This window comes from Psychrobacter sp., assembly GCF_018260395.1.
Taxonomy (GTDB): domain Bacteria; phylum Pseudomonadota; class Gammaproteobacteria; order Pseudomonadales; family Moraxellaceae; genus Psychrobacter.
Genome location: NZ_JAGLBC010000132.1, coordinates 1 through 6,503 on the forward strand (window position 1 = coordinate 1; position 6,503 = coordinate 6,503).

The following is a 6,503-nucleotide window of genomic DNA, read 5'->3' on the forward strand; positions in this document are numbered from 1 at the left end:
AATAATGGCACTCGATAACTAACAACATCTATTTGTCTACTATTGTTATACTTAACACTGCTATAGTGAATGTATAAAATAAATTTATATAAATAAAATTTTAATATAAATAATATATATTTAAAACCCTGCTCTCTTCTATCGCCAAATAACAGTATTAGCGCTATCTGTCTATGACCACATACCCTATCGACACCGATAACTCTCAACCTTGGCTATGCTTCAAACGCCCCTTTGTACGTGATTTGGCATTCGCCTTAAGTTGTCCTGATGCTTTAACTCATTGGATTGCTGCTGACCCGAATATTGTCTCATTGCCAATAGCAGTGCATGACCCTATATTTTGGCAAACACAATATATTAATTATATGGACCGTTTGCATGTATTAGACAATAGTTCTACTTACCAAGAGCTAACCCGTTATCTTATGTCTCGTCCTAGCCCTTACCGCTTAGGCTTTCATTTTGAAGGCCTTATACATTTTTGGCTAGAAGACGGGTATAAACTTGGGATTCACCCTTATGAGGTAATTGCGCACAATGTACAGCTATATAGTGGCACTCAAACCACAGGAGAGCTAGATTTTATTTTACTAAACCATGAAATCGATGAAGTTGAGCATTGGGAGTTGGCTATAAAGTTTTATTTAGGTAATGCTCCATACGATAAGTTCGAAAATTGGATAGGTATTAATGCTCGTGATACATTACAGCGAAAATTGATACATATGCAAAGTAAGCCATTTCGCAGCTTATCAATTGATTTAGACTTTTATCATAAAATCAAAATCGATAAACGGTATATGGTGATGAAAGGTAGGTTTTTCAAAGACAGCAAATGTGACGATCCTAACCCTTGTTGGCTAAATCCTAACTTCCCTATTCATCGTTGGTATAGCATAAAGTCACAACAGGATTTTGAAGCACTTCAGATGCCTGAGCTTCGCTCTGCACATTATATTGAATGGCTGACCCAAAGACCTTTTTATGATGCTAAGTTTTTGATGCAAAGCACAGTTACTACTTTGGATCCTCATTTAAACAAGGATGAGCTGCGTCGTCGTCGTAATCGTTTGGCACGATGGCCCTATGTACCGCTTCAGTTTGAAGACATAGAAACCAATCTATACCTTAATCATGGCGAACCTGTGGTGTTGGTTCGAAACACTTAACAGATGAGTCCTAATAACCAAAATATCGAATCGCTAAAAATTTAAATTTGCAATCGCTCAATCAATAAAGCTGGCTTTTACCAGAGCATAAAAAAAGCCTATAAAACATAGGCTTTAATAAAGAATATTAAGTCAGTTAATAGAGATTTATTAACGTACTTGCCTCCATACGCTAACTTGACCAGCGTTAGTCTGCGTCAACAAGTAACCTGCTGTAGATGTTAATTTGGTAATAGCCCCTTTGGTTTGGGTACGACCAACAATATGTCCATCTTGCGGTGATAAGAAGTGAACCACACCATCGAGGTCACCAATAGCGATATAATTTCCAACAATTTCAGGATTACTCAATTGACGATAGGCTAAGGCTTCATTTTCCCATAAAAGCTCACCAGATTTACGATCAAAAGCCTTTACCTTACCATCTAAAGTCGTGGAAATCACAGCTTGATCAGTCACCGCTAAGCTATTTTTACTGGCTGCTTCTTGTAAGAAAGTTACTTGACCACTTGCCAAATCAGCAGACAATAACTGGCCACTATAACTGACTGCAAGTAGCTGTCCACGGTCTACTATTGGCGTTCCATCAATGTCAGTCATACGCTGAATTTCACTAGCGCCAGATGGTATCCCAACGCGTCGGTTCCACTTGGGAATACCTGACTCTATATCAACAGCATGGAGTCGACCATCTGCACCGCCTATCAAAGCCGTTTGATTGTCTAGTAAAGTAGGTTTAGCACTGCCACGCACACTAATGCTAGGCGTTTGGGTAGCAAACTGCCAAATTGATTGACCGGTTTGCAAGGATAAACCATGCATAACACCATCGTTGGCAGACAGTACCACACGGTTACCTTGTAGCAAGGCTGGAGACAATACTGTACCGCTTAGGCTATTTTCCCATTTCACTTGCCCATTACTGGTATCTAATGCAATAACCCGAGCGGATTTAGTGGTAACCACGGCAGTTTGACTGGCACTATCAAAAGCAACACCACCTACGATGTCCTCTTTGATATCGACATTCCAAAGCGTTTTGCCATCTAAGCCATAACTGATAACCTTTCCTGCACCTGAAGCAACCACTATCTGATTGCCACCTAATCCTACCTCAAAGCGGTTTATGTCAGCTAACTTAGACTTGTCTCCTAGGGCAGTTTGAAACACAGGTTCAACCACGTTAACAGATTGTTGCAATTGAACCAGTTTAGTAGGCTTATGCTCTTCATGCTTAATGGTTTTACCACAAGCAGCAACCAAAGCAATTGACGCGCACAATACAGTAATTTTTGAGGCTTTGACTATAAGGTTTGCTGGCATAGATAAAGGGGTCTTGTTATACATAGTTGAATCAGCTCAATCAGGTTAAAAAGTCATAGTACCTAAAAAAGCCAACGGCTAATTTGGAACTAGTCTTATGGATAATAATTTTATAGACAATTATTTTATGTATTTTGAAAACAATGGTTTTATAAACAATTAAAGTCTAAAAAAATTATGTTATAACAAATTTGGTTCTAAACAGTAAGTCAAAAGGCTATATATTGTACTTGAAGATTGTAACTTAGCATTGCTACTAGTTTATAGCAATCCACTAATAACAACACAGATATAGAGTAATAATAGTAGTTATTTGGAAGTAGCACCATTAGAAGCAGTATCTTTATTTGTATCAACGGCAGCTTCGCTCTGTGCATTGGCTTCAGCAGTGCTTTGAGGAGATACAGGTACTTGAGCCTGCTGTTGTAAAGCAGTAGTATTTACAATTTCATTTTCAGGCTCAATAGGCTTAGGGTTAATCCCTAAATTCTCAAGCTTTAAACGTAAGAATGGGCGCTCTTCATGACGCTTAGACAACATACTCCATGCATTCTCATAGGCACGTACTGCTTTTTCATTGTCTTTTTTCGCCAAGTAAATATCACCTAATAGCTCTTGTTGACTAGCTTCAAAAGCTACTGGCACATCAACCGAAGCTTGTGTTAACGCATCATCTAAGTTGCCACTGGCCAACAAGACCGTTGCATAACGAAGCCGAGTTATAGAATGCAAGCCGGCATCTTTTAGGTCAATATCCATTGCTTTTTTTAAAGCTGCCAAAGCGGTCTTCATGTCATTGGCATCAACAGCATTACGGGATTTGACCATAAGTGCTTGCCAAGCATAAATAGTATTGCCATGCTCAGCCACTAAAGCATCAATGTCCGCATTTAGCTTTTTACTGGCTTCGGCATTGCCTTGTGGTTGACCTAATAATTTATCATTTGCCGATTCAATAGCTGAGTATTTATCTGCAGCGACTGTATCGGCTTTCATACCTGAGTTCTTAAAGTAAGTCCAACCAAAATATCCTGCTAAAGCCAATAAGATGGCGCCAATAATATAACCGGCAGCTTGTTTTAGCTTTTCCATTGACTGTGCATCACCATTTGGGTTATTCATATCTGGTGAGTTAGAAGCGGGAAGTTTGGCCATAAATCTACCTAAAAAGTTAATTACTGTATTCAAAAAAAAGTCTTACCTAAAATTCAATCCTAGATAGCTATTGAATTATAAACTAAAGTTATCAGAACTGTGTAGCCATAGCTTATCTTGACTCACCTGCTCACCGGTTTCCATAGTTTTAATACTTATGGTACCGTTCTCAATTTCATCTTGCGCTAAGATAATGGTGATTTTAGACCCTGATTTATCAGCTTTTTTCATTTGCGCTTTCAAACTATTGGCACTAGACATTTTGATACGTAAATCTTGACGAGCTTCACGCAAAGACTGAGCGTATAACAAACCTTGATCATATAAAGCAGGATGTACCACCACGAACACATCACATGAGGAAATCTGCGGCATAGGGTTCACTGCTTGTACCAACAGTAGCAGTCTTTCAATGCCCATTGCAAAACCTACCGCAGGATCTGATTTCACTGTTTTGTCTTTATCAGCTGACTTGCCAATTGATTTTAGCTGACCAATTAGGCCATCGTAACGACCGCCAGCACACACGGTGGCTTGCGAACCTAGCTTATCCGTTACCCACTCAAATACTGTTTTGTTGTAGTAGTCAAGACCACGTACCAATTTTGGATTGACAACATACTCGATACCTAAGGCTTTTAAATATGCCTTCAACTGCTCAAAATGTGCTTTACTCTCCTCCCCCAAATAGTCGTTCAAGCGAGGGGCTTTATCTAATAAAACCTGAGTCTCAGGTACTTTACTGTCCAAAATACGCAGCGGATTGGTGGTTAAACGGCGCTGACTGTCTTCATCTAATAAGTCTTTTTTGTTATATAAAAACTCAACTAAAGCAGCTCTATAAGCCATACGCTCATTAAGCTCACCTAAGCTGTTAATCTCTAAAGTTAACTCATGGTCAATACCCAATCGATTCCACATCATATGGGTCATGGCTATAAGCTCGGCTTCCACATCAGCGAATTCACTACCAAAAGCCTCTACTCCGAGTTGATGGAACTGACGATAGCGGCCTTTTTGCGGTTGCTCATAGCGAAACATTGGCCCTATATACCATAGTTTAGGGCTATCACCGCGTAATAAATTATGCTCAATAACTGCTCTTACTGCACCTGCCGTACCTTCAGGACGAAGCGTAATCGGCGTTGGTGGATCAGACTTATCGGTGAAACTAAACATTTCTTTTTCTACGATATCCGTCGCATCGCCAATGGCACGGGCAAAAAGCTGTGTTTCCTCGACGATAGGTAACCGAATCTCATCGTACCCAAATTGATCGAGAACTGCTTTTAGAATATGTTCTAAATGACGCCATTGGCTGCTAGGCTGACTGGTTGAAGTAGCGATATGTAAAATATCATTGAAACCTTTGATCGACTTAATCATACTAATTGCCTAGATTTTTAGTTCAGCTTATTTTATTTAGCTATTTGTAAGTTAGCCATTTGTTAGTTAGCTATTCGTTATTTAGCTAATAGATTTTTAGCTATGGTTTGTTTGCATTTCCATAACATGGATAATAAAAGCGTAGTTTTATGGCTACTTTTAATAAATTTTTATACACTGCCATCTACCCGTAAAATCTCATTGGCTGCCTTTTGTTCTGCTACAGCCACACGATCTCTAACCATTTTTTCAATACTATCGACTAATGTACTGGTGTCTATTAAGTGACTTTTTTCACCCTCTAGATATACCAGTGAGTTTGGAGAGGCCCCTACCACACCAATATCTGCCTCTTTTGCTTCTCCTGGGCCATTTACCTTACAGCCAATGACAGAGACATCCATTGGTATACGCACATCTTCCAAGCGAGCTTCAAGCGCATTCATCACGCGAATAACGTCGAACTCTTGACGTGAACAGCTAGGACATGCAATAAAGTTAATGCCATTGGCACGAATACTTAAAGATTTTAGAATATCAAATCCAATTTTGATCTCATCTTCAGGTTCAGCAGCCAACGAGATACGAATAGTGTCACCAATACCGTCTAATAACAAGCCACCTAAAGCAATAGCAGACTTCACCGTACCTGTACGATATACCCCAGCTTCGGTTACTCCTAGGTGTAATGGGTTGTCAATTTGCTGCGACAATAATCGATAAGCATCCAACGTTAAGAACACATTACTAGCCTTAACAGATACTTTATACTGGTCAAAATTCAAACGCTCTAAGATATCAATATGTCGCATGGCAGATTCCACCATGGCCTCACCTGTTGGCTCAGTGTATTTACGTTGAATTTCTTTTTCAAGCGAGCCGGCATTTACCCCGATTCGAATGGGAATATTGTAATCACGGGCACAAGCCACTACTTCGCGAACTTTTGCGTCATTACCAATATTTCCGGGGTTAATTCGTAGACAATCTGCTCCTGCAGCCGCTACTGCTAAAGCAATCTTATAGTCAAAATGAACATCTGCGATTAAAGGAATATCTACACGCTTTCTAATTTCACCAAAAGCGACCACTGTATCCATTGTCGGCGTAGAGACTCGCATCATGTCAGCACCAGCATCCACACAACGCTGTATTTGTGCCACTGTAGCATCTACATTACAAGTATCTGTATTGGTCATACTTTGTACACTGATTGGCGCATCACCACCGACTGCCACATCACCGACATATATTTTTTTGGTTTCACGACGTTTAATAGGAGAGGGAGTAGACATAGGACTTCTCAGTTGACTGAAAATTTATAGAACGGCTCGATAACGATTACAAAGTTGCAGCTATAGTTTGCTCATAGCCTGAACATAACCATAATCTGCAACTTTTATTGCAATACTGTTAGGGCGTGTCCCTATTTGCAAATTAAATAAGTTATGGTCTAAAAATGGCTAT

Annotated in this window: 5 protein-coding genes; 1 reads left to right on the forward strand and 4 read right to left on the reverse strand. The window is 39.7% G+C overall.

The genetic code is table 11. From position 1 onward, the window contains the following. The first annotated feature begins 173 nt into the window (after positions 1–173). Positions 174–1,172: a DUF1853 family protein gene (locus QZ265_RS09115; protein WP_296405505.1), complete on the forward strand. Its 999-nt coding sequence runs from the start codon at positions 174–176 to the stop codon at positions 1,170–1,172. 150 nt (positions 1,173–1,322) lie between these two features. Here QZ265_RS09115 and bamB read toward each other — a convergent pair whose 3' ends face one another. From bamB to ispG, 4 genes are all read right to left on the reverse strand, one after another. After that, positions 1,323–2,519 (reverse strand): outer membrane protein assembly factor BamB, encoded by a 1,197-nt coding sequence (gene bamB, locus QZ265_RS09120; RefSeq protein ID WP_296405507.1) that lies wholly within the window; start codon positions 2,517–2,519, stop codon positions 1,323–1,325. Positions 2,520–2,804: 285 nt separating this feature from the next. Further along, complete coding sequence (locus QZ265_RS09125; protein WP_296405509.1) at positions 2,805–3,650, reverse strand: tetratricopeptide repeat protein; 846 nt, start codon at positions 3,648–3,650, stop codon at positions 2,805–2,807. 75 nt (positions 3,651–3,725) lie between these two features. Continuing rightward, complete coding sequence (hisS, locus tag QZ265_RS09130; RefSeq protein WP_296405510.1) at positions 3,726–5,036, reverse strand: histidine--tRNA ligase; 1,311 nt, start codon at positions 5,034–5,036, stop codon at positions 3,726–3,728. Between the two features lie 170 nt (positions 5,037–5,206). After that, positions 5,207–6,331, reverse strand: a complete 1,125-nt coding sequence (gene ispG, locus QZ265_RS09135) for a flavodoxin-dependent (E)-4-hydroxy-3-methylbut-2-enyl-diphosphate synthase (protein ID WP_296405512.1) — start codon at positions 6,329–6,331, stop codon at positions 5,207–5,209. Positions 6,332–6,503: the final 172 nt, after the last annotated feature.